We start from the raw sequence: 20,649 nt of genomic DNA on the forward strand, positions 1-20,649 counted from the left end.
GGGCGGGAGGGCCGACACGTGACGATCCCGCGGCCACAGCAGTCGCGCGGGAGAACTGGGCAGCGCCGGGTCACCAGTCAGGCCCCGCAGCCGCCCCAGTCCCTCGTGCCCCGAGACCGGCTGCGGACGGCGCTGGACCGCGGCGCCCGCAGTCCGCTGACCCTGCTGATCGCCCCCGCGGGAACGGGGAAGACGGTGCTGCTCTCGGACTGGGTGGCGCGTCGCGCGGCCGCGGGCGAGCCGACGGTGTGGGTGACCGGACAGGAACCCGAGGCGCTGGAAGAGCTGCTCCACCAGGTGGTTGCCGCGGCGAACGGACCCGACACCGAGGTAGTGCCGGCCGCGGCGCCGTCCGCACCTGAGGAGCCGGCCGGTCCGCCGGTGCCAGTCGTGATCGACGACGCTCACCTGCTGCCCGCGAGGGTGCTGGCGACGCTGACCGAGATTCTGCACACCGCGCCGGAGGCGGTGCGGTTGCTGGTGGCGAGCAGATTCGACCTGCCGCTGCCGGCCGCGGAGCTCGAGTTGCGCGGTCTGGCGTCCACGTTGCGAGCCCGGGACCTGCGGTTCAAGGACGCCGAGGTGGCCGCACTCGTGCACGCCCATGCCGGGTCGGCGACCGACCGCGACGTCCAGTTGCTGCAGCAGCGAACGGCGGGCTGGGCCGCGGCCCTCGTCCTGGCGGCCAGGACTCTGGCCACGTCGGCCGGCTCGGGACTGACCGGGGCGCCGGTCCTCACCGAACAACCCGTGCTCGACCTCCTGCTCGGCGAGACCTTCCGGACGCTCGACCGGCGAGTGCAGGACGTTCTGCTGAGCACGTTCCGGTCCACTCCGTTGACCGGGCAACGCGCCCGGGTGCTGAGCGGCGATGCCGACGCCGGCACTCTGCTCGCCGACCTGGCCAGCAGCGGCCTGCTCGTGACCGCGTACGCCGGAGAGCCCGGTGGCGAGCCCGTGTACCGCTACCACCCGTTGCTGATCGAGCTGCTCAGACGGCGCGTCATGTCCGACAGCGAGGGCGGCCACCTGGTCACCGCGGCACACCACCGCGCGGCGACGTACCACGAGAACCGGGGCCAGGGCGGCGCCGCCCTCCGCGACGCGCTCGGCGCGGACGACCCGGCGCTGGTGGCGAGGGTGCTGCTCAGCTACGGCCCCGGTGTGCTGTGCAGCGGTGACCTGAGTCTGGTCGTGGATGCGTTCGAGGTGCTGCCCGACGGCTACCTCGACGACCATCCGTACCTGCTCGGCGTGCGCGGCCTGCTGCGACGGCTGACCGGTGACCTGACGGGCGCGGTCATGGATGCCGCCTCCGCCGAGGCAACCCACCTGGCCGCCCCGGCAAGCCGGGACACCGGCAACACCTCGCCGCACGACGCGCTGCAGGTCGACCTGCTGATCCTGAGACTGTGGCAGTCCCGCTTCGGCTGGTACGACGTCCACGAGGCGATCGACCGGTCGAGGTCGGTCGTCCTGAACACCCTGGCGACCGACGGCCGGCGGCAGGTCGTCGTCAGTCCGGACCGGTTGTCGTGGCTGCTGATCGAGCTCGCCGCCGCCGAAACCTGGGCCGGCGAACTCGACGACGCCCTCGGCCACCTCGACGAGGCACTCGTCACGGCCCGGATGTCCGGGCACGCACACCTCCTCGCCGGTGGACTGGCACACCGGGCCGTCCTGCACTATCTCCGCGGTGCGACCCGGACCGCCGCGAAGGCGGCCCAAGCCGCGCTCGAGTCGGCAGGCGCGGACAGCCTGGCCGAGGAGTACGCCGTACGGGCGCATGCCATCCTGGGCCTCGCCGCCTGGTGTCGGCTCGATCTCCCGGCGGCCGAGCGCTGGCAGCGGCTGGTTGAGGCGGCCGGCGCCGCGGGCTCCGACTCGGTCGTCGCCGCCCTGCGGCTCATCCTGCGCGTCCTCGTCCTGACCGAGAACGGCCAGTTGGACGAAGCCCGGAGCGAACTGACCACCGACCCCGCGACGATTGGTCCGCTCCCGCAGTTCCTGATCCGCGACCTGACGCTGCTGCGGCTGTGGGTCGCGATCCTCGTCGGTGACCGCAGTACCGTCGACAGTGAACTGCTCAAGCTCGACGACACCGGCTCCGGCCCGGACGCCGAGGTGGTCCGCGCGCTCAGCTCGGTGGTTCTCGGCGACGACAAGGCGACCCTCCACGCCGTGGACGCCGCGCTCGCCAAGCCGGGCATCCACCCGATCCTGGTCGCCTCCGCGACCGCCTTCGAGGCAGTCCTGTACCTGCGCCTCGGGGACGAGTTCGCTGCCGACCAAGCCTTGGTCGACGGGCTGAACCTGGTGGCGCCGCAGCGATCGCTGCAGGCGCTCACGGCCGCCGGCCGGGAGCCCGAGTTCGTGGACCTGCTCCGACGGCACACCCGGGCACCGGGCGCACATCCGTTCGCGGCGGCCGCACTCGACAGCATCACCGGCTACCACCCCGGCTGGGGCGACGCGGGCGGCCGGACGCTGCTCGAGCGGACCCGGCGGTCCGATCCGGTGCCGTCTCCACGGCAACTGGACGCGGTGATCAACGGCGCCAGGATCCGGCTCACCGCACGCGAGGCCGATGTGCTCGACCAACTCGCCCTGGGCAGCTCCTACACCGAGATCGCCCAGGCACTCTTCATCACCGAGAACACCGTCAAGACCCACCTGATGTCGCTGTACCGCAAGCTCGGCGTCGACAAGCGCTCGGCCGCGCTGCGGGTGGCCCGCGGCGTCGACCTCCTGTAGTCGCGCCCAGACGCTGGGTACGGCAGGACGGCGGTACGGCGGGACGGCTCACCTGCGGCGGGTGATCCAGACGCGGGACGTCGGGCGAACACTGAACTGCAGTGAGCCGGGCGGCCCAGCCCGGCCGCCGCGCGACGGAGGCCGACCGGATGGCGAACCTGCTGAACGGGCGACCTGTCGTGCCGCGCGGCCTGGTGGTGCTGGTCGGCCTCGCCGCCACGGTGATCGTGCTCGCCGGCCTGCGGGCGGCGGCGGGCCTGGTCGGGCCGATCTTCCTCGCGCTCGTGCTGACGATCGTCGTCCACCCCGTCCGTGGCCGGATGACGCGGATGGGACTGCCCGGGTGGGCCGCGACCCTGATCTGTCTGGTCGTGGTCTACGCGCTCGTTCTGGGCCTGACCCTCGCCCTCGTGATCGCGACCGCCCGGTTCGCCACGCTGATCCCGCAGTACGAGGAGAAGTTCGACGACCTGGTCGGCGACGTCGTCGCCCGGCTCGCGTCGGCCGGGGTGGGCGACGGCGAGATCCGGTCGCTGGTGGACGCGATCGACTTCGGCCGGCTGGCCGGCTTCTTCGCCTCGCTGCTCGGCGGCGTGGTCGAGATCCTGTCCAGCCTGGTGTTCGTGCTGACGCTGCTGCTGTTCCTGACGGTGGACGCCGGGACGTTTCCGAAGCTGCTGGCGAGTGCCGACCCGTCGCGCGCCCCCCTCGTCTCCGGGCTCCGGTCGTTCGCGATCGGCACTCGCACCTACCTGGTCGTCTCGACCGTGTTCGGCCTGATCGTCGCGGTCATCGACACCGTCGTCCTGGCGCTGCTCGACATCCCGGTGCCGTTGCTGTGGGGGCTGCTGGCCTTCATCACCAACTACATCCCGAACGTCGGGTTCGTGATCGGGCTCGTTCCGCCCGCGGTCCTGGGCCTCCTCGAAGGCGGCTGGACGACGGGCCTGGCGGTGATCGTGCTGTACAGCCTGATCAACGTGGTGATCCAGAGCATCATCCAGCCGAAGTTCGTCGGCGACGCGGTCGGGCTGTCGACCACGCTGACATTCCTCTCGCTGGTGGTCTGGTCCTGGGTGCTCGGACCGGTCGGCGCGCTGCTCGCCATCCCGTTCAGCCTGTTGGTGCGGTCGCTGCTGGTGGACGTCGATCCGCGGTCGCAATGGCTCACTCCCCTGCTGTCCAACCGGCCGCAGCCCGTCGAGCCCACCGCCGTACCGGCCGGGACGCAGGAGAACTGACGGCACACGGGTGCGCCGCACCCGATCGGGCGAGTACGGCGCACGTCTCCGGAAATCCGGGGTCAGGCAAGGTCCAGCGTGGTCACTCCGCGAAGACCTCGCGCAGCTTGGCCTCCTGGTCGGCCGAGAGGTTCGTGTGGATCAGTTCGGCCTGCTGACCCGCGAACGCCTCGTGGACCTTGTCCAGTACGGCGTCGCTCGTCATCGCGAACAGCGCCGACGTCCCGGGGGTGACCTGCGAGCGGACCGACTTGATGAAGTCGTCGTCGATCCCGACGTCACCGAGCGACCCGGACAGCGCGCCGGCCGCCGCACCGATCGCTGCCCCCAGCAACGGGATGAAGAAGATCAGGCCGAACAGCATCCCCCAGAACGCCCCGCCGAGCGCGCCGGCGCCGATCAGGTTGTTCAGCTGCCGGGTCTTCGGCTTCTTCGCCCCCTCGGGCCAGGTCACGACCGCGGCGTCGTGGACCTTGATCAGCTCCTCCTTCTGCAGCATCACCATCGTCTGCTCGGCTTGCTCCGCTCCTTGCGCGGTCGGGAACTTCCACACCGTCAACGTGGCCACGAAACGCTCCTTCCAGTCCGGTCGAGGGGCTCGGTCGCAGTCAACGCGGGACGGGTCGGACCGGCATCCCCCGGAGCAGGTGAAGGCGGCCGTCCCCGGGCTGCCGATACTGGCGGCACGTCCCGGCGCCGGCGGTCCAAGGAGGAAGGCGTGAGCGGTCCTCGTTCCGGCGCACGATCCGCGGTCCGCTGGCTGAGGTCCGTACGGCCGCGGCGCCGGCACCTGCGCGCGGACGCCGTCGCCGGACTGCCCGGTGCGATCAGCAGCGTGCCGGACGGGATGGCGTCCGCCGTTCTGGTCGGCGTCAGCCCGATCCACGGTCTGTACGCGAGTTTCGCCGGCCCGCTGGCCGGCGGGCTGACCGCGAGCACCCGGCTGATGGTGATCACCACCACGACGGCCGCGGCCCTCGCCGCGGGCTCCGCGTTGGAAGGGGTCGACCCGGCTGACCGGGAACAGGCCTTGTTCCTACTGACGGCCATCGCGGGGGTCGCGATGATCCTGGCCGGAATGGCGCGGCTCGGCCGCTACACCCGGTTCGTCTCGCACTCGGTCATGATCGGCTTCCTCACCGGCATCGCGGTGAACATCCTGTTCGGCCAGCTCACCGACCTGACCGGCGCCGAGGCCAGTGGCCCGTTCGCGCTCGCCAAGGCGGCGGACGTCGTCCTGAACCCGTCCCGGATCGACGTCGCCTCGCTGCTGGCAGGGCTGGCCGCGCTCGGCATCCTGGTCGCACTGTCGCGCACCAGGCTCGCCGCGGTGAGCTCGCTGGTCGCGCTGGTCGTGCCGACCGTCGGTCTGCTGATCGCCGGTGTCGACACGGTCGCCCTCGTCCGCGACGCGGGCGACATTCCGCGCGGCGTCCCGGTGCCCCAGATCCCGGATCTCGACCAGCTGTCGCTGAACCTGATCACCGGTGCGCTCGCGGTCGCGGCCATCGTGCTCGTGCAGGGCAGTGGCGTCGCCGAGGCCGCGCCGAACCGCGACGGAACCCCGTCGAACCCGAACCAGGACTTCGTCGCCCAGGGCATCGGCAACGTGGCCGCCGGGTTCTTCCGCGGCCAGCCGGTCGGCGGATCGGTCGGCCAGACCGCGCTCAACGTCGCGGCCGGAGGCCGGACCCGGTGGGCGGCGATCTGGTCGGGTGTCTGGATGCTCGTCATCCTGGTCGCCTTCTCCGGCGTGGTCGGTCTGGTCGCCATGCCGACCCTGGCCGCGATCCTGATGTTCGCAGCCGCCGGGTCACTGCGGTTCGGTCAGCTGGCGACGATCTGGCGGACCGGTCCGACCTCGCGGATCGCGGTCGTCACGACCTTCCTCGCGACCCTCTTCCTGCCGGTCCAGGCCGCCGTCGGCATCGGGGTCGCGCTGTCGCTGCTGCTGCAGCTCAACCAGGAGGCGATGGACCTCAAGGTCGTCCGGCTCACGCCGGCCGGCGACGGGCGGTGGGTCGAAGAGTCGCCGCCGAAGACCCTGCCCAGCGGCCGTGCGATCGTCCTCGACGTGTACGGGAGCCTGCTGTACGCCGGCTCCCGGACACTACGGGTCCGCCTCCCCGAGCCGACGGGCTCACGGTCGCCCGCCGTCGTACTGCGGCTGCGCGGCCGGACCTCGCTCGGCGCGACGTTCGTCAAGGTCGTGGCCGACTACGCCGCGGCCCTGGACGCGGTCGGCGGTCGCCTCTACCTCAGTGGCGTCGATCATGAGGTCGCCGAGCTGCTCCGGCGTACCGGTCTGCTCGAGCTCTCCGCGCCGGTCGGGATCGTGGAGGCCACCGAACTCGTCGGCGAGTCGACCGAGCACGCACTCCGCGAGGCCGACACCTGGGCGATCAGGCGTCGACCGGAGGCCACGGAGGCAGACAGCTGAGCGTCAGCTGATCCGGTGCTCGCGGGCGGCGTCGACCGCGTCGCCGACCGTGCGGAAGACCTGGGTGGTCCCGCTGCCGGGATCAGCCTGGTGCAGCAGGTCGCGGACCTGGCCGACATCGCGGGCGATCACCAGCGTCACGCCGTCGCGAGAGAGGTCCCGGGACAGGTCGGCGAGCATCCGGGCGGCCGTCACGTCGACGAAGGGCACGGTCTCCGCGTCCAGCACCACGACCCGGACAGGATGCCGCGCGACGAGCGCCCGTACTTGTTCGCGGACCCGGTCGGCGTTCGCGAAGAACAGCCCGCTCTCCACCCGGACCACCACGATCCCCGGCTCGGTGGACGCATCCGGGTGCCGGGCCCGGTCGGCCCAGACACCGCCGGACCGGCCGAGCACCGCCAGGTTGGGCCGGGACGTCCGGTAGAGCAGAAGCAGCATCGACACCGCGATGCCGATGAAGAGCCCGGGCAACGTGTCGAACAGCAGTACGCCGACGAGCGCGGCGATCGCGGCGGTGAAGTCGGCCCGCGCGGCGATCCCGTAGATCGACCCGAGCCGGCGCGTCCATACGCGGTACAGGCCGGTCAGCGACCGGACGTCGACCAGCTCGATGACCGCGGCGATCACGACCGCACCGAGGGTCGCCTCGGGAAGCTGCTCGAACAGGCCGGTGAGGAAGAGCAGCGTGACCACCGTGAGCCCGGCGACGACGAGACCCGAGACCTGCGTACGCGCTCCGGCGCCGCCGTTGACGGCGGTCTTGGACAGGCTGCCGTTCACGACCATCCCCGAGGACAGGCCGGCGCCGAGGTTGGCCGCGCCCAGCCCGATCAGCTCCCGGTCCGGCGTGATGTCGTACCCCGCCCTGGACGCGTAGGTCTTGGCCGCACCGAGCCCCTCGGCGAACCCGACCAACGTGATCCCGACCGCCCCGGCGACCAGCGCGAGGTAGTCACTCGCACCGACGTCCGGCAGACCGAACGCCGGCAGGCCGCCGTCGATGTTCCCGACCACCTCGACGCCCTTGTCCTCCAGGCCGAGTACGACGACGGCGACGACGCCCGCGGCGACGGCGACCAGCGAGGCCGGTAGCAGGGGAACGTACCGCTGCATCGCCAGCACGACGGCCAGCGACGCCAGGCCGACGCCGAGGGTCCAGCCGTTCGTCTCGCCCAGCTCGGTGACCAGGTGCCAGAGCTTCTCGAAGAAGTTCCCCTCGCCACCCTCGACCCCGAACAGCTTCGGCAACTGGCCGGCGATGATGGTCAAGGCCAGCCCGACGATGAACCCCTTGAGCACCGGCTCGGAGATGAACCCGGCCAGGAAGCCCAGCCGCAGCAGCCCGGCGAGTACGGCGACCACACCGGTCACCAGGGCGAGCGCGACCGTCAGCTGAGCAGGATCGGCGTCCCGCTGTCCGAGGCCGGCGACGGTGGCCGCCGACAGGGCCGCGGTGGCCGACATCGGCCCGACCACCAGGTGACGCGAGCTACCGAACGCCGCGTACAGGATCAGCGCGGCCGGCGCGGCGTACAGGCCGACCACCGGCGAGACGCCCGCGATGGACGCATAGGCGAGGCTCTCCGGCACGAGGACCGCCCAGACGGTCAGGCCGGCGACGACGTCCGCCCGGATCCACCGGGGGCGGTAGCCGCGCAGAGACCGGAACACGATCGAGGTCAGCACGCGTCTCCTCCGGTCCACCGTCGGCTGTTCCGAGAGTCGCGGAACCCGGTGGCCCCGAACTCACCCAGGCCGGGTGACGTTCTCGCGGAGCGTTGCCATGGGCCGTGCCGAGGTGGCTTCATCCACGGTGGATGACGCGCCGTACGAACGGTCCGCCGAGGCTTCTCGGTATGGCCGCCGACGATTTCCCGATCCACCTCGACCGCTACCACCTGCCCGAGCCGGAGTGGACGTACCCGAACGCCCGGATCAGCACGTACGCCGTCGACTCCGAGCCCGACTTCCCGCCGCCGCGCGAGGCTCCCGAGCACGCGCCCAACATCCTCCTGGTGCTCCTCGACGACGTCGGGTTCGGCTGGCCGAGTGTGAACGGCGGCCTGGTCCGGATGCCGACCGCCGAGCGGCTCCGGGACCGCGGGCTGTTCTACAACCAATTCCACACCACCGCGCTGTGCTCGCCGACCCGCGCGGCACTGCTGACCGGCCGCAACCACCACACGGTCGCCACCGGTGTCATCCAGGAGATGGCCACCGGCTACCCCGGCTACAGCGGCATCATCCCGAAGAGCTGCGCCACGATGGGCGAGTTGCTGAAGCAGGCCGGCTACACGTGCGGCTGGTGGGGCAAGAACCACAACGTGCCCGACAACCAGACGAGCTCGGCGGGACCGTTCGACAACTGGCCGACGAGCCAGGGCTTCGACTACTTCTACGGTTTCATCTCCGGGGAGACCGACCAGTTCTTCCCGTCGCTGATCCGCGGCACCACGCCGGTCGAGGCACCGGCCCGGCCGGAGGACGGCTATCAGCTGACCCGGGACCTCGCCGACGACTGCATCTCCTGGGTCCGCGAACAGAAGGCGATCGCGGAGCACCGCCCGGTCTTCGCCTACTTCTCGACCGGCGCCGCGCACGCACCGCACCAGCCACCGCTCGACTGGCGCGGCCGCAACGCCGGCCGGTTCGACCTCGGGTGGGACGAGTACCGCCGGACCGTGCACGAGAACCAGCTCCGCCTGGGCGTCGTACCCCCCGGGACCCGGCTGACCGAGCGGCCGGAGCAGATCCCGTCCTGGGACAGCCAGCCCGAGGACCACCGCAGGCTTTTCACCCGGCAGGCGGAGAACTTCGCCGACTTCCTGGAGCACACCGACTACGAGGTCGGACGCGTCGTGGACGCGTTCGACGAGCTCGGTGAGCTGGACAACACGATCGTCGTCTACATCCTCGGCGACAACGGCTCCTCCGGCGAGGGATCCCTGGTCGGCACCCCCAACGAGATCATGAGTCTCAACGGTCAGCAGCCGACGATGGCCGAAGCGATCGGCTTCCTCGATCGGTGGGGCCTGCCGGGGACGTCGCCGCACTACGCCGTCGGCTGGGCGCACGCCGGCGACACCCCGTTCCAGTGGACCAAGCAGGTGGCGTCCCACTTCGGCGGCACCCGGAACAGCATGATCGTGTCCTGGCCCGAGCGGATCACCGACCACGGCGCCGTCCGGTCGCAGTTCCACCACGTCATCGACGTCCTGCCGACCCTGCTCGAGATCGTCGGCATCCGCGAACCGGTCTCGGTGAACGGCTCCATCCAGCGCCCGATCGAGGGCACCAGCCTGGCCTACACGTTCGCCACCGAGAACGCGGACGCGCCGAGCCGGCACACCACGCAGTACTTCGAGATGCTGGGCAACCGGGCGATGTACCACGACGGCTGGATCGCGAGCTGCCGGCACGGACGGCTGCCGTGGGAGACCTCCGGCAGTTGGTCGTTCGACGACGACCAGTGGGAGCTCTACCATCTCGTCGACGACTTCAGCCAGGCGGTCGACCTGGCCGCGCAGGAGCCGAAGAAGCTGCGGGAACTGCAGGACATGTTCCTTGCCGAGGCCGCGAAGTACGACGTCCTCCCGCTCGACGACCGCTTCGCCGAGCGCCTCGACGTCACCTTGCGCCCGAGCTTCTTCTTCGGCCGCAAGGACGTCACCCTGTACCCGGGCATGGTGCGTCAGCCCGAGGGATCGGGTCCGAAGCTCATCGGGGTCCCGTTCCGGATGACCGTGCCGGTCGAGGTCCCGGACGGCGGGGCCGAGGGTGTGCTGTTCGCGGTCGGCGGCGACGCGGCCGGGTTCGCGGTGTTCGTCCAGGACGGCCGGGTCCGCTACCACTACAACTACTTCGGCCTGGAACGCTACGACGCCGCGGCCGGTTCACCGCTGACCGCCGGCAAACACACCGTCGTGCTCGACTTCCGGCCGGACGAACCGGTACCGGGCTGCCCGGCGACCGCGCAACTGTTCGTCGACGACGAGCAGGTCGCCGAGACCCGCGTCACCCGCCAGATCCCGATGCGCTGCGGGACCGAGTGCTTCGACGTCGGCCAGGACAGCCGGTCCCCGGTCTGTGACGCGTACGCCGACCGCGGCCTGTTCCCGTTCACCGGCACGATCGCATCGGTGCGCTTCGAGTTCGGCGACTTCACCGAGCCGTCGGGGATGGACCGGCTCGAGCTCGCCACCCGGATGGACTGACCGGAACGCCCGGTCCGCTGGCTAGAAACGCCCGGTCCGCTGACTAGAGCAGCCGCGGGAACGAGAGGAGCACCCCGCCGAGAACCAGCAGCCCCGCGCCGGCCAGGGTCAGCAGGAGCCAGGACACCCGGTTGCTGCGCACGCGTCCGGAGAGCGCGGCGAAGAACAGCACCGTCGCGAAGCCGACCGTGAGGATGGTGTAGTCGTCACTCTGCTGGTTGTTGCGCAGCGCGTCGGAGAACTTCTGGTCGGCCCGTGCGTCCGCCTGCTGGGCCTGCTGCTGCTCGGGGATCACGTACCCCGGCAGGTCGAACGGCGTCTCGGCAGCGTCCGCGTTCTGCAGCGGCCGGGACGCGAGCCACTCGCGGAAGGCTGTCGCCAACGGTTCGGGGAACCGGGCGGCGAGGAAGGCGGACAGCTCCTGGTCGCCGTCCTGATAGGCCTGCAGCCACTGGGTGAACAGCGAGACCTGGACGGACAGCTTCCGGTCGGCCGTGCCCTCCAGCTTGACGGCCTCGATCCGGGCGGACGACGCCTCCGAGAACGCGATCGACATCGCGCCACCCCACTTCGCGCTCTCGAAACCCGTCCAGGCGGTCAGGATCGCGGTCACCGACAGGACGACGATCGCCAGCAGGTCCCGCCACTCGGTGCGCGACTCGCTGTCAGGCAGCGGGTCTCGGTCCTCCGACGGTTCGGGCGGCATGGTCAGGCCGCCGTCACACGCCGGGTCGCCGCCCGCGCGTGGCTGCGCGGGCGGCACCGGTCAGCAGCATCCAGATCGCGAGTCCCAGGGCCACGTTGATCAACGCGGTCGCGACCTTCGAGGAGGTCGAGCCGGCGGCCGCGAACGGCGCGACGGCAGCGGCGACCGTGGCCAGCGCAAGGATCCAGCCGAAGAAGCGGAGTGGCCCCGGAGCGGTCACCAGCAGCAGGTGCAGAAGCCCGGTGGCCACCACGGCCGCGAAGGCCGAGCAGACGGTGTACGTCGCCGTATCCGCATCTCCCCAGACCCCTTCGCCCTCGGGAGCCAGCACGGGAACGTCGAAGACACCACGCGCGAGCAGGATCCCGACGATGGCGATCAGTGCGGCGACGACGGCCGTCGCCAGCCCACCCGCCCACAGCCGGCCGCTGTCGAGCATGGCACCCGTGTTCGGACCACCTTGCGGGGGCGGCATCGTCATCAGCAAAGCTCCCTCCGTCGGCGCATCGTCCCTCCGAGCCTGGTCGGCACCGGCCGGACGGTCATCACCCTCTGTGGAGGAAGTCGGCCGGGCCGAATCGCCCGACGCTGGAGGCCGGTACCTCACCTTTGTCCACAGGGAGCCAGAGATGACCGAGATGCGGCACGGCAGCGACGCGGTCGACACCTCCGGGTTCGAGTCGCCCGAGGTGACCGGCTGGATCGGCTGGATCATCTTCGCCGGGACCCTGATGCTCATCGACGGGTTCTTCAGCATCATCGCCGGCCTGGTGGCGCTGTTCCGGGACGACTACTACCTGGTCGGGCCCGAGGGGCTGGTGGTCGACATCGACTACACCGCCTGGGGCTGGATCCACCTCGCCATCGGGCTGGTCGTGGTCGCCACCGGGGCCGGGGCGATCGCCGGTCAGACCTGGGCCCGGGTCGTCGGCGTCGTGGTGGTGACGATCAGCGCGGTGGTGAACTTCGCCTTCCTGACAGCTCATCCGTTCTGGACCACGATCGTGATCGCGCTCGACATCTTCGTGATCTACGCACTCGTCGTCCACGGCCGCGAGATCCGAGAGTTTTGACGCGCCGCAGCAGGACCGCGGTGGCAGCGGCGGTGGCGCTGGGCGTGCTGCTCGGGTGCGACGCGTCGCCGCCGGCGGTACCCGACACGGTCACCGGCCGGGTGGACGCCGTACCCGCCGAGACGTTGCAGCAGGACGAGTCGACCGCCGTGTCGGCCGTGGACACGTTCTGGCGTACGCACTTCACCGAATTGACCGGGCGGCCCTACCAGAGTCCGCGGGTGGCCGGCGGTTACACCGGCAACAACGGGCCGAGCTGTGCCGGTCAGCCCTCGGTGCCGTACAACGCGTTCTACTGCCTGCCGGGCGACTTCCTCGCCTGGGACGACAACCTGATGGCGTCCGGGTACAGCCAGATCGGGGACTCGTGGATCTACCTGATCATCGCGCACGAGTGGGGCCATGCGATCCAGGCCCGCCTGTCCGCGGACCGGGTCTCGGTCGCGGCCGAGTTGCAGGCGGACTGCCTGGCCGGCGCCGCGCTGCAGGGCGCGGCCGACGACGGGCTGATCGTGTTCGAGCCCGGTGACAGCGAGGAGATCGGGCAGACGCTGGCGGCGGTCGCCGACGACTACCCGTGGACCGACGAGAGCGACCACGGCAACGCCCGCGAACGGACCGCCGCCTTCAACGCCGGCACCGCCGGTGGTGTCCGCGCCTGCACGTCCTGAGCCTGCGCGCCGACGCTGAACACTGCGGCAGGTCAAGGGGTTCGAGCCTCGTCGCGCCGGGCCTCGCGCGCGGCGAGCGCGGCACCGAGCTGGGCCCCGACGACGGCCGAGGCGACGATGACGAGGGCCAGGATGACCAGCCAGGAGATCAGGGCGATCGCGACCCCGATCACGCCGTACCTGTCGGTGTTGCGCTCGATCAGGTACGGCACGTACGTCGAGCCGACCGCGCTCACGGCCACCTGGGCGACCGCGCTGATCGTGGCCCCGGGCAACAGCAGGTGCCAGGCGACCCGGCGGCTCAGCAACAGCCGGCTCGCCAGCCACCACGCGGGGACGGCCGCGACCAGCTGGCCGGTCAACGTCACCAGCCGGCCGCCTGGCAGGTTGTCGGCGAGGCTGGCGACGTACGCCAGCGCGGCCAGGATGACGAGCAGGACGACAGCGCCCTGGATGCCCGCGATCGTCCGCCGCCGCCCCGTGGCCGGCAGCTTCCACGCCATCTCGTAGGTCCGCTGGATCGACCGCGCGAAACTGCTCGCCGACACCAGCACGGTGAGCACGCTGAGCACGGTCAGGCCACCGGTCGCCGACGGCGGCCGGCCGAAGAGCTGCCGGACGGCGTCCGCGGACGCACCGCTGAGCTCGAACTTGCCGATCAGCCAGTTGCCGATCGCCTGCGAGTCGGAGGTGCTGAGCAAGGTCGCCAGCACGATCAGCAGCGGCACCAGGGCGATGAACGCCTTGCCCGCGATCGTCAACGCGCGGTCGTAGAGCCTGATCTCGAGGGCAGCGACGACGATCCGCCAGAGGATGCTGTTCTCCACCAGCCCACGGGCGCGCCGGACCAGTGGGCGGTCCGCCCAGCTGCCGCTCATGACGTCCGACCCTAGGGCGCTGCGCACACCGCCGTACTCATCCACCGCGGGTGAGGGGCGCCGGAGTCCGGCCGCCGATGCTGGACAGCCTCCGGGTGGAGGCATGCCGTGCACGAGACGACGTCGAGGTGGCGACGCCCGATCATCAGCTTCGCCGGTCTGGTCGTGGCGTACTACGCGGTGCCGAGCGGCATCGCGTCCGACGCGGGCTTCGTCCTCGGCATGCTGTCGACGACGGCCGCGGTCGCGGTCCTCGGCTGGGCCATCGCGGGCCAGGTCCGGCGGCAGCTGCGCGGCGACGAGGACGTCGCACTGCCGAGTCTGGTGATCCTGCTCGAGCTCGTCGTCGTGGTCTTCGCCTACGGCTTCTACGCCCTCGAGCAGTCCCGTCCCGGGCAGGTCGTCGGCCTGGAGACCCGGACGGACGCGCTGTACTTCACCGTCACGACGATGACGACCGTCGGGTACGGCGATGTGCACGCCGACGGCCAGGTCGCGCGGGTGATGGTCCTGGTCCAGATGGCGTTCAACCTCGTGTTCGTCGGCGCGCTCGTGTCGGTGGTGTCCGGCCAGGTCCGGCGCCGCGCGACCCGGCGGGGCTCACCCGGACCGGATGACGACGGCCCGCCGCGGCGGACGCACGGTGATCGCTGAGGCTCGGAGCGGAGGCGGCGATGGGTGAGGCGATCGGTCAGATCCTGCCGCTGGCCGTGGGCGTGGCGCTCAGTCCGGTGCCGATCATCGCGGTCGTACTGATGCTGACCACCCCGAGAGCCGGGTCCAACGGCCTCGCCTTCGTCGTCGGCTGGCTGCTCGGGCTGGCGGTGATCGGCGCGATCGTGCTGGCCGTCGCCGACCCGGCCGGCGCGAGTGAGAACGGCGAGCCGGCGGCCTGGGCGAGCTGGCTCAAGCTGGTGCTCGGCCTGCTGTTGCTGCTGGTGGCGGTCCGGCAGTTCCGCGGCCGGCCGCAGGCCGGCGAGCAGGCGTCGCTGCCGAAGTGGATGTCGGCGATCGACCGCTTCGGTCCGGGGAAGGCTTTCGGCGGCGGCGCTGTCCTGGCCGGGCTCAACCCGAAGAATCTGCTGCTCGCGATCAGCGCCGGCGTGACGGTCGCCCAGACCGGGATCTCCACCGGTCAGCAAGCCGTTGCCTACGGCGTCTTCGCGGTCCTCGGCACGATCGGTGTCGGCGCGCCGGTCGGACTGTACGTCGCGATGGGCCGACGGTCCGCGGAGCTGCTCGGCCGCCTGAAGGACTGGATGGCCGCCCACAACGCCGTCATCATGGCCGTCCTCTGCCTGGTGATCGGGACGAAGCTGATCGGTGACGCGATCACCGGACTGACATGACCACCCGCCGGACGGCGTGACATGGCCGCCGCCTTCCTCTGGGGAGCGCTCGGCGCGTCCGCCCTGCTCGTCGGGGCGCTGATCGCCTATCAACTGGCGCCGTCCCGGCGAGCGATCGCGATCGTGATGGCCGTGGGCACCGGACTGCTGATCGGCTCGGTCTCGTTCGAGCTGATCGACGAAGCCCTCGAGACGCGGACGGTCGCGCCGGTCGCGCTGTTCCTGCTCGTCGGCGCGGGTGCCTTCGCCCTCGGGGACTGGTTGCTGACCCGGCGCGGTGGAGGCGAGCGGAAGGACGCCGGCGGCGCGCAGGCTGCCGGATCTCCGCTGGCGATCGTGCTGGGCTCGGTGCTCGACGGCATCCCGGAGTCGTTCGTGCTCGGGTTGACGGTGCTCCAGGGCGGGGTGAGCGTGTCGCTGCTCGCCGGTGTCCTGCTGTCCAACCTCCCGGAAGGCATGTCGTCGTCGAGCGGTCTCAGGTCGGCCGGCTGGACCGAGCGGAACGTGCTGCTGATGTGGTCGGCGGTGATCGTGGTGGCCGCGCTCTCCGCCGCGGCCGGCTACGTGTTGCTGGATCCGGCGGGCGGGCGCACCGGCGCGCTGGTCCAGGCGTTCGCCGCCGGAGCCCTGCTCGCGATGCTGGCCGACACGCTGCTGCCCGAGGCCTACAAGGTCGAAGGCGTCCTGACCGGTCCGCTCGTCGTGACCGGCTTCGCCGTCTCCATCGCCCTGTCGGCGCTCTGACCGCTGCCACCCAGGACGGGTGATGCCTCTCCCCCACGACCGGGTGAGCATCGGCCCATGGCCAAAGAATTCGAAGGTGTCATCCAGCTCGACGTCCGGGACTCGATCCAGGACTGGTCGCCGTACGAGCTCAAGCGCGCGCCCGAGGGGGCACCGAACGTGCTGATCGTGCTGTACGACGACACCGGCCAGGCGGCCTGGTCGACGTACGGCGGGCGGATCAACATGCCCACACTCGACCGGCTGGCCGCGAACGGGTTGACGTACACCCAGTGGCACACGACCGCGTTGTGCTCGCCGACCAGATCGGTGTTCCTGACCGGCCGCAACCACCACGTCAACCGGTGCGCCTGCATCATGGAGGGCACCACCGGGTTCCCGGGCGCGGCCGGCCGGCTGCCGGCGGAGTGCGCCACGATCGGCCAGGTGCTCCAGGAGAACGGCTACAGCACGTACTTCCTCGGCAAGAACCACAACGTGCCCGAGGAGGACATCGCCAGCGGCGCCAGCCGGTCGGAGTGGCCGCTGCAGAAGGGGTTCGACCGGTTCTACGGCTTCATCGGCGGGGAGACGAACAACTGGTTCCCCGACCTGATCGAGGACCACCGGTTCGTCGAGCAGCCGTACCGGCCCGAGGACGGCTACCACCTCTCGAAGGACCTGGCGGACCGCGCGATCGGCATGCTCCGCGACCAGCAGGCCGCGAACCCGTCCAAGCCGTGGTTCCTGTGGTTCTGCCCGGGCGCGAACCACGCCCCGCACCACAGCCCGCAGGAGTACGCCGACAAGTACAAGGGCGCCTTCGACGACGGCTACGAGGCGTACCGGCAGTGGGTCCTGGACCGGATGATCGCCAAGGGCGTCCTTCCGGAGGGAACCCGCTTGACGGAGCTCAACCCGCTGCCCGAGGACGACGCCAACCCCGCGGACGCCGTCCGGCCGTGGGACTCGCTGAACGACGACGAGAAACGGCTCTTCGCCCGGATGGCCGAGGTGTACGCGGGCTTCTCCGAGTACACCGACGTCCAGGTCGGACGGATCGTCGACTATCTCGAGCAGACCGGCCAACTGGACAACACGTTGGTCATGTACTGCGCGGACAACGGTGCGTCCGGTGAAGGCAGTCCGAACGGCTCGGTGAACGAGAACAAGTTCTTCAACGGCTTCCCCGACGACCTCGCCGAGAATCTCAGGTACCTGGACGTCCTCGGCGGCCCGGACACCTACAACCACTATCCGACCGGGTGGGCGGCCGCCTTCAGTACGCCGTACCAGATGTTCAAGCGCTACGCGCAGTTCGCCGGCGGCACCTGCGACCCGCTGGTGATCCACTGGCCGGCCGGCTTCAGCGCCCGCGGTGAGCTGCGGCACCAGTACCACCACGTCACCGACATCGTGCCCACGATCCTGGACGCGGTCGGACTGGAGATGCCGGCCGAGTACCGCGGGGTGCGGCAACGTCCACTCGACGGCGTCTCGATGCGGTACAGCTTCGACGCGGCGGACGCGCCGACCACCAAGCAGCGCCAGTACTACGCCATGCTCGGCACCCGCGGGATCTGGCAGGACGGCTGGAAGGCGTCGGCCGTGCACGCTCCGCTCACCGGCAAGGGGCACTTCGACCAGGACCGCTGGGAGCTCTACCACGTCGACGAGGATCGGTCGGAGTCCACGGACCTCGCCGCGCAGCACCCGGAGAAGCTGCGGGAGCTGATCGACGTCTGGTTCGCCGAGGCCGACAAGAACCTCGTGCTCCCGCTCGACGACCGCACCGCGCGGGAACTGCTCACGGTCGAACGGCCCACCTCTGAGCCGCCGCGCACCCGCTACGTCTACTACCCGGGAACCGCGGCGGTCCCCGAAGGCGCCGCGGTCAACGTCCGAGGACGCTCGTACAAGATCATCGCCGACGTCGAGGTCGGCGCCGACGCGGCCGGTGTCATCTTCGCCCACGGTTCCCGGTTCGGCGGGCACACCCTGTTCGTCAAGGACAACCGGCTGCACTACGTCTACAACTTCCTCGGCATCAAGCCGGAGCAGTCGCTGGTGTCCGGTGAGCTGGCGCCGGGCAGCTACGCGCTCGGTGTCGAGTTCGTCCGCGAGCGGGCCGGCGAGCACGGTGAGTCCCTCGGTACAGCGAGGCTGTACGTCGACGACCAGGTGGCGGCCGAGGGCCCGATGCGCGCCCAGGTCGGCAAGTTCACGCTGTGCGGTGACGGCCTCTGCGTCGGCTACGACAGTGCGGACAACGTCAGCCAGGAGTACGAGAGCCCGTTCCGCTTCACCGGCGGCACCATCCTCGGCGTCGGCATCGACGTCAGCGAGGAGACGTACGTCGACCTGGAGCGCGAGGCGATCGCGATCCTCGCCCGCGAGTGAGCTACCACCGGGCCTGGCTGCGCGCGGATCTGCTCGCGGGACTGACCACCGCGGCGGTGGTCGTCCCGCAGGCGGTCGCCTACGCGTCGCTGGCCGGGCTGCCGGTGCAGGTCGGGCTGTACGTCGCGATCGTGCCGATGCTCGTCTACGCGCTGCTCGGCACGTCGCGGCCGCTCAGCGTCAGCTCGACGTCGACGCTCTCGATCCTCACCGCGACCGCACTGCTCGAGGCCGGAGCCGCGGACGACCCGGCGCGGGCGGCCGCGACCGCCGCGCTACTGGCGCTGCTGGCCGGGGTGATCCTGCTCGGCGCCGGCCTGCTGAAGCTGGGGTTCCTGGCCGACTTCATCTCCGCGCCCGTCCTGGCCGGGTTCAAGGCCGGCATGGGACTGGTGATCGCGGCCAGCCAACTCGGCAAGGTCCTCGCGGTTCCGGTCGAGGGCGACAACTTCCTCGCCCAGGTCTGGTCGGCGCTGCGCCAACTCGGTGACGCGAACCTGGCCACCGTCGTGCTTGCGGGCGGTGCACTCGCCGTCCTGCTCGCGCTGCGCCGCTGGACGCCGCGACTGCCCGGTCCGCTCGTCGTCGTGGTCCTCGGGATCGCCCTCGTGCCGCTCGCCGACCTCGAGCAGTACGGCGTCGCCGTCGTCGGACCGGTGAGCGGAGGGTTGCCCAGGCCCGAGGTGCCGGACGCCGGCGCCGTCGCGGCGCTGCTGCCGGCCGCGTGCGGGATCGCGCTGATGTCGTTCATCGAGTCCATCTCGGCCGCCCGGGCGTTCGCGGCGAAGGCCGATCCACCGGTCGACGCCGACCGGGAGTTGATCGCCCTCGGCGCCGCCAACCTGGGCGCCGGCCTCTTCCAGGCCTACCCGGCCGGTGGCGGTACGTCGCAGACCGCGGTGAACGACGCTGCCGGCGCGAGGACGCGGATCGCCGGTGCGGTGACCGCGGCAGTCACGATCCTCGCGCTGACGCTGCTCGCACCGCTGCTGGCGAACCTTCCGCTGGCCGTACTCGGCGCGATCGTCCTGGTCGCCGCGCTCGGCCTGGTCGACCTCGCGCCGCTGCGACGGATCCGCACCATCCGGCACCGTGACTTCTGGCTCGGGCTGGTCGCGCTCGTCGGCGTCGTACTCCTCGGCGTTCTGCGCGGGGTGCTGGAGGCCGTCATCATCTCGTTGCTGGTCCTACTGTACGAGCTCGACCACCCGCACCTCGTGGTGGCCGAGCGGTCGCCCGGCCTGCTCGTCGTCCGGCCGGAAGGACGGCTCTTCTTCGCCAACGCCCGCCGGGTCTGCCAGCGGATCGCGGCCGCGGCCGCCGCGCAGACCTCGCCGCCGGACGTCGTCCTGCTCGATCTCGGTGCCGTCAACGAGCTCGAAGTGACCGCTCTCGACCGGCTCGGTGAACTCGCGGAAGACCTTCACCACCAGGGGATCGCGCTGTGGGTGGCCGCCGCGGCAGAGCGCCCGCAGGCGATGATCGGCCGGGCGGCGGAGCTCCTCGGGCGCACCGACCTGTGGACCGGTTCCGGTCCGCTCGGCGTCCGGATCTTCCGGACCGTCGGCGACGCGGTGGCGGCGCACGAGGAGGAGACACGATGACCGCGCCCCGGGGAGCGGTCCGGGAACCGTCGGTGAGTCGCCCGCGAAGGGTGATGCAGGTCGTCTCCCCTGCCCTCAGAGTCGGCCGGGACGATGTGGTGAAAGGGGCGGATCGATGGGCCACTACGTCATCCGGGTGAAGGGCGTCCTGTCCCGCGAGCTGACCGACGCCTACCCGAACCTGAAGGCCGAGCAGGAGCCCGCGCAGACGGTGCTGCACGGCCATCTCGCCGCCCAGGGCGATCTCACCGGCGTCCTCGACCACCTCGACCTGCTCGGCGTGGACATCCTCGAGATCATCCGGCTGCCGGTCAGTCGTCGGCCGGCCGATGGTCGTCCTGAGGCACCTGCAGGACCTCGATGATGTCCACCCCGAGCATGTCCAGATGGTTCAGCAGCCCGGCCAGGGCCGCCTGGTCGTCGAGATGGCCGTGCAGCACCGTCTGCGCGGACTCCCGGTCCGCGGTCAGCGATGGGAAGTTGGCGGTCAGCTCGCGGGACAAGGTGCCCTTCACCCGGATGACGTAGTGCCCCATCGGACGGCCCCTTTCTCGACACGACGACTCTGCTGCGTGGGCAGGGGCCCGGCATCA

18 protein-coding genes are annotated in these 20,649 nt (G+C 71.0%); 12 read left to right on the forward strand and 6 right to left on the reverse strand.

The features are described 5' to 3' along the window. Positions 1-105 precede the first annotated feature (105 nt). On the forward strand, positions 106-2,754 hold the full coding sequence (locus ACQPYZ_RS20560; protein ID WP_433158298.1) for a LuxR C-terminal-related transcriptional regulator: 2,649 nt from the start codon (positions 106-108) through the stop codon (positions 2,752-2,754). A 101-nt stretch (positions 2,755-2,855) separates the two neighbouring features. Next, positions 2,856-3,995: an AI-2E family transporter gene (locus ACQPYZ_RS20565; RefSeq protein WP_433158301.1), complete on the forward strand. Its 1,140-nt coding sequence runs from the start codon at positions 2,856-2,858 to the stop codon at positions 3,993-3,995. An 82-nt stretch (positions 3,996-4,077) separates the two neighbouring features. Here ACQPYZ_RS20565 and ACQPYZ_RS20570 read toward each other — a convergent pair whose 3' ends face one another. After that, positions 4,078-4,563: a DUF1269 domain-containing protein gene (locus ACQPYZ_RS20570; protein WP_433158303.1), complete on the reverse strand. Its 486-nt coding sequence runs from the start codon at positions 4,561-4,563 to the stop codon at positions 4,078-4,080. A 150-nt stretch (positions 4,564-4,713) separates the two neighbouring features. On the opposite strand from ACQPYZ_RS20570, the gene ACQPYZ_RS20575 reads away from it, so the two are divergent. Continuing rightward, entirely contained in the window at positions 4,714-6,435 is a 1,722-nt protein-coding gene (locus ACQPYZ_RS20575) for a SulP family inorganic anion transporter (protein WP_433158306.1), read from the forward strand. 3 nt (positions 6,436-6,438) lie between these two features. On the opposite strand, the gene ACQPYZ_RS20580 is transcribed toward ACQPYZ_RS20575, so the two are convergent. Beyond that, positions 6,439-8,124, reverse strand: a complete 1,686-nt coding sequence (locus ACQPYZ_RS20580) for a SulP family inorganic anion transporter (RefSeq protein ID WP_433158309.1) — start codon at positions 8,122-8,124, stop codon at positions 6,439-6,441. 170 nt (positions 8,125-8,294) lie between these two features. Here ACQPYZ_RS20580 and ACQPYZ_RS20585 point away from each other — a divergent pair, with 170 nt between their 5' ends. Further along, positions 8,295-10,652: an arylsulfatase gene (locus ACQPYZ_RS20585; RefSeq protein ID WP_433158312.1), complete on the forward strand. Its 2,358-nt coding sequence runs from the start codon at positions 8,295-8,297 to the stop codon at positions 10,650-10,652. A 43-nt stretch (positions 10,653-10,695) separates the two neighbouring features. Here the strand turns inward: ACQPYZ_RS20585 and ACQPYZ_RS20590 are convergent, their stop codons facing one another. Both ACQPYZ_RS20590 and ACQPYZ_RS20595 read right to left on the reverse strand, forming a co-directional pair. Further along, a complete protein-coding gene (locus tag ACQPYZ_RS20590) occupies positions 10,696-11,415 on the reverse strand; it encodes a hypothetical protein (RefSeq protein ID WP_433158314.1) in 720 nt (239 codons plus the stop codon). Then, positions 11,372-11,839 carry a DUF6069 family protein gene (locus ACQPYZ_RS20595; RefSeq protein ID WP_433158317.1) on the reverse strand — a complete coding sequence of 156 codons (468 nt, stop codon included), beginning with the start codon at positions 11,837-11,839 and terminating at the stop codon, positions 11,372-11,374. The genes ACQPYZ_RS20590 and ACQPYZ_RS20595 overlap by 44 nt, the downstream gene beginning before the upstream one ends. Positions 11,840-11,987: 148 nt before the next feature. Between ACQPYZ_RS20595 and ACQPYZ_RS20600 the strand changes: the two genes are divergently transcribed. Both ACQPYZ_RS20600 and ACQPYZ_RS20605 read left to right on the forward strand, forming a co-directional pair. Further along, on the forward strand, positions 11,988-12,431 hold the full coding sequence (locus ACQPYZ_RS20600) for a DUF7144 family membrane protein (RefSeq protein ID WP_433158320.1): 444 nt from the start codon (positions 11,988-11,990) through the stop codon (positions 12,429-12,431). 20 nt (positions 12,432-12,451) lie between these two features. Then, positions 12,452-13,102 carry a neutral zinc metallopeptidase gene (locus ACQPYZ_RS20605; protein WP_433158322.1) on the forward strand — a complete coding sequence of 217 codons (651 nt, stop codon included), beginning with the start codon at positions 12,452-12,454 and terminating at the stop codon, positions 13,100-13,102. Between the two features lie 32 nt (positions 13,103-13,134). Here ACQPYZ_RS20605 and ACQPYZ_RS20610 read toward each other — a convergent pair whose 3' ends face one another. Next, positions 13,135-13,980: a YhjD/YihY/BrkB family envelope integrity protein gene (locus ACQPYZ_RS20610; protein WP_433158324.1), complete on the reverse strand. Its 846-nt coding sequence runs from the start codon at positions 13,978-13,980 to the stop codon at positions 13,135-13,137. A 108-nt stretch (positions 13,981-14,088) separates the two neighbouring features. Between ACQPYZ_RS20610 and ACQPYZ_RS20615 the strand changes: the two genes are divergently transcribed. The 6 genes from ACQPYZ_RS20615 to ACQPYZ_RS20640 all read left to right on the forward strand — a co-directional run bounded on the left by ACQPYZ_RS20615 (position 14,089) and on the right by ACQPYZ_RS20640 (position 20,420). Beyond that, positions 14,089-14,634, forward strand: coding sequence for a potassium channel family protein (locus ACQPYZ_RS20615; RefSeq protein WP_433158327.1), 546 nt, complete (start codon positions 14,089-14,091; stop codon positions 14,632-14,634). A gap of 20 nt (positions 14,635-14,654) precedes the next feature. Then, positions 14,655-15,329, forward strand: coding sequence for a GAP family protein (locus ACQPYZ_RS20620; protein WP_433158330.1), 675 nt, complete (start codon positions 14,655-14,657; stop codon positions 15,327-15,329). A gap of 21 nt (positions 15,330-15,350) precedes the next feature. Further along, complete coding sequence (locus ACQPYZ_RS20625) at positions 15,351-16,073, forward strand: ZIP family metal transporter (protein ID WP_433158332.1); 723 nt, start codon at positions 15,351-15,353, stop codon at positions 16,071-16,073. Positions 16,074-16,130: 57 nt separating this feature from the next. Next, complete coding sequence (locus ACQPYZ_RS20630) at positions 16,131-18,452, forward strand: arylsulfatase (RefSeq protein WP_433158335.1); 2,322 nt, start codon at positions 16,131-16,133, stop codon at positions 18,450-18,452. Beyond that, the gene (locus ACQPYZ_RS20635) at positions 18,449-20,056 is read left to right on the forward strand and encodes a SulP family inorganic anion transporter (protein ID WP_433158337.1); all 1,608 of its coding nucleotides are present in this window, start codon (positions 18,449-18,451) and stop codon (positions 20,054-20,056) included. The genes ACQPYZ_RS20630 and ACQPYZ_RS20635 overlap by 4 nt, the downstream gene beginning before the upstream one ends. 115 nt (positions 20,057-20,171) lie before the next feature. After that, complete coding sequence (locus ACQPYZ_RS20640; RefSeq protein WP_433158340.1) at positions 20,172-20,420, forward strand: hypothetical protein; 249 nt, start codon at positions 20,172-20,174, stop codon at positions 20,418-20,420. On the opposite strand, the gene ACQPYZ_RS20645 is transcribed toward ACQPYZ_RS20640, so the two are convergent. Next, complete coding sequence (locus ACQPYZ_RS20645) at positions 20,368-20,592, reverse strand: hypothetical protein (RefSeq protein ID WP_433158343.1); 225 nt, start codon at positions 20,590-20,592, stop codon at positions 20,368-20,370. The genes ACQPYZ_RS20640 and ACQPYZ_RS20645 overlap by 53 nt on opposite strands. Positions 20,593-20,649 lie beyond the last annotated feature (57 nt).

This window comes from Kribbella sp. CA-247076, from assembly GCF_050942445.1.
In the GTDB taxonomy this organism is placed as follows: Bacteria; Actinomycetota; Actinomycetes; order Propionibacteriales; family Kribbellaceae; genus Kribbella.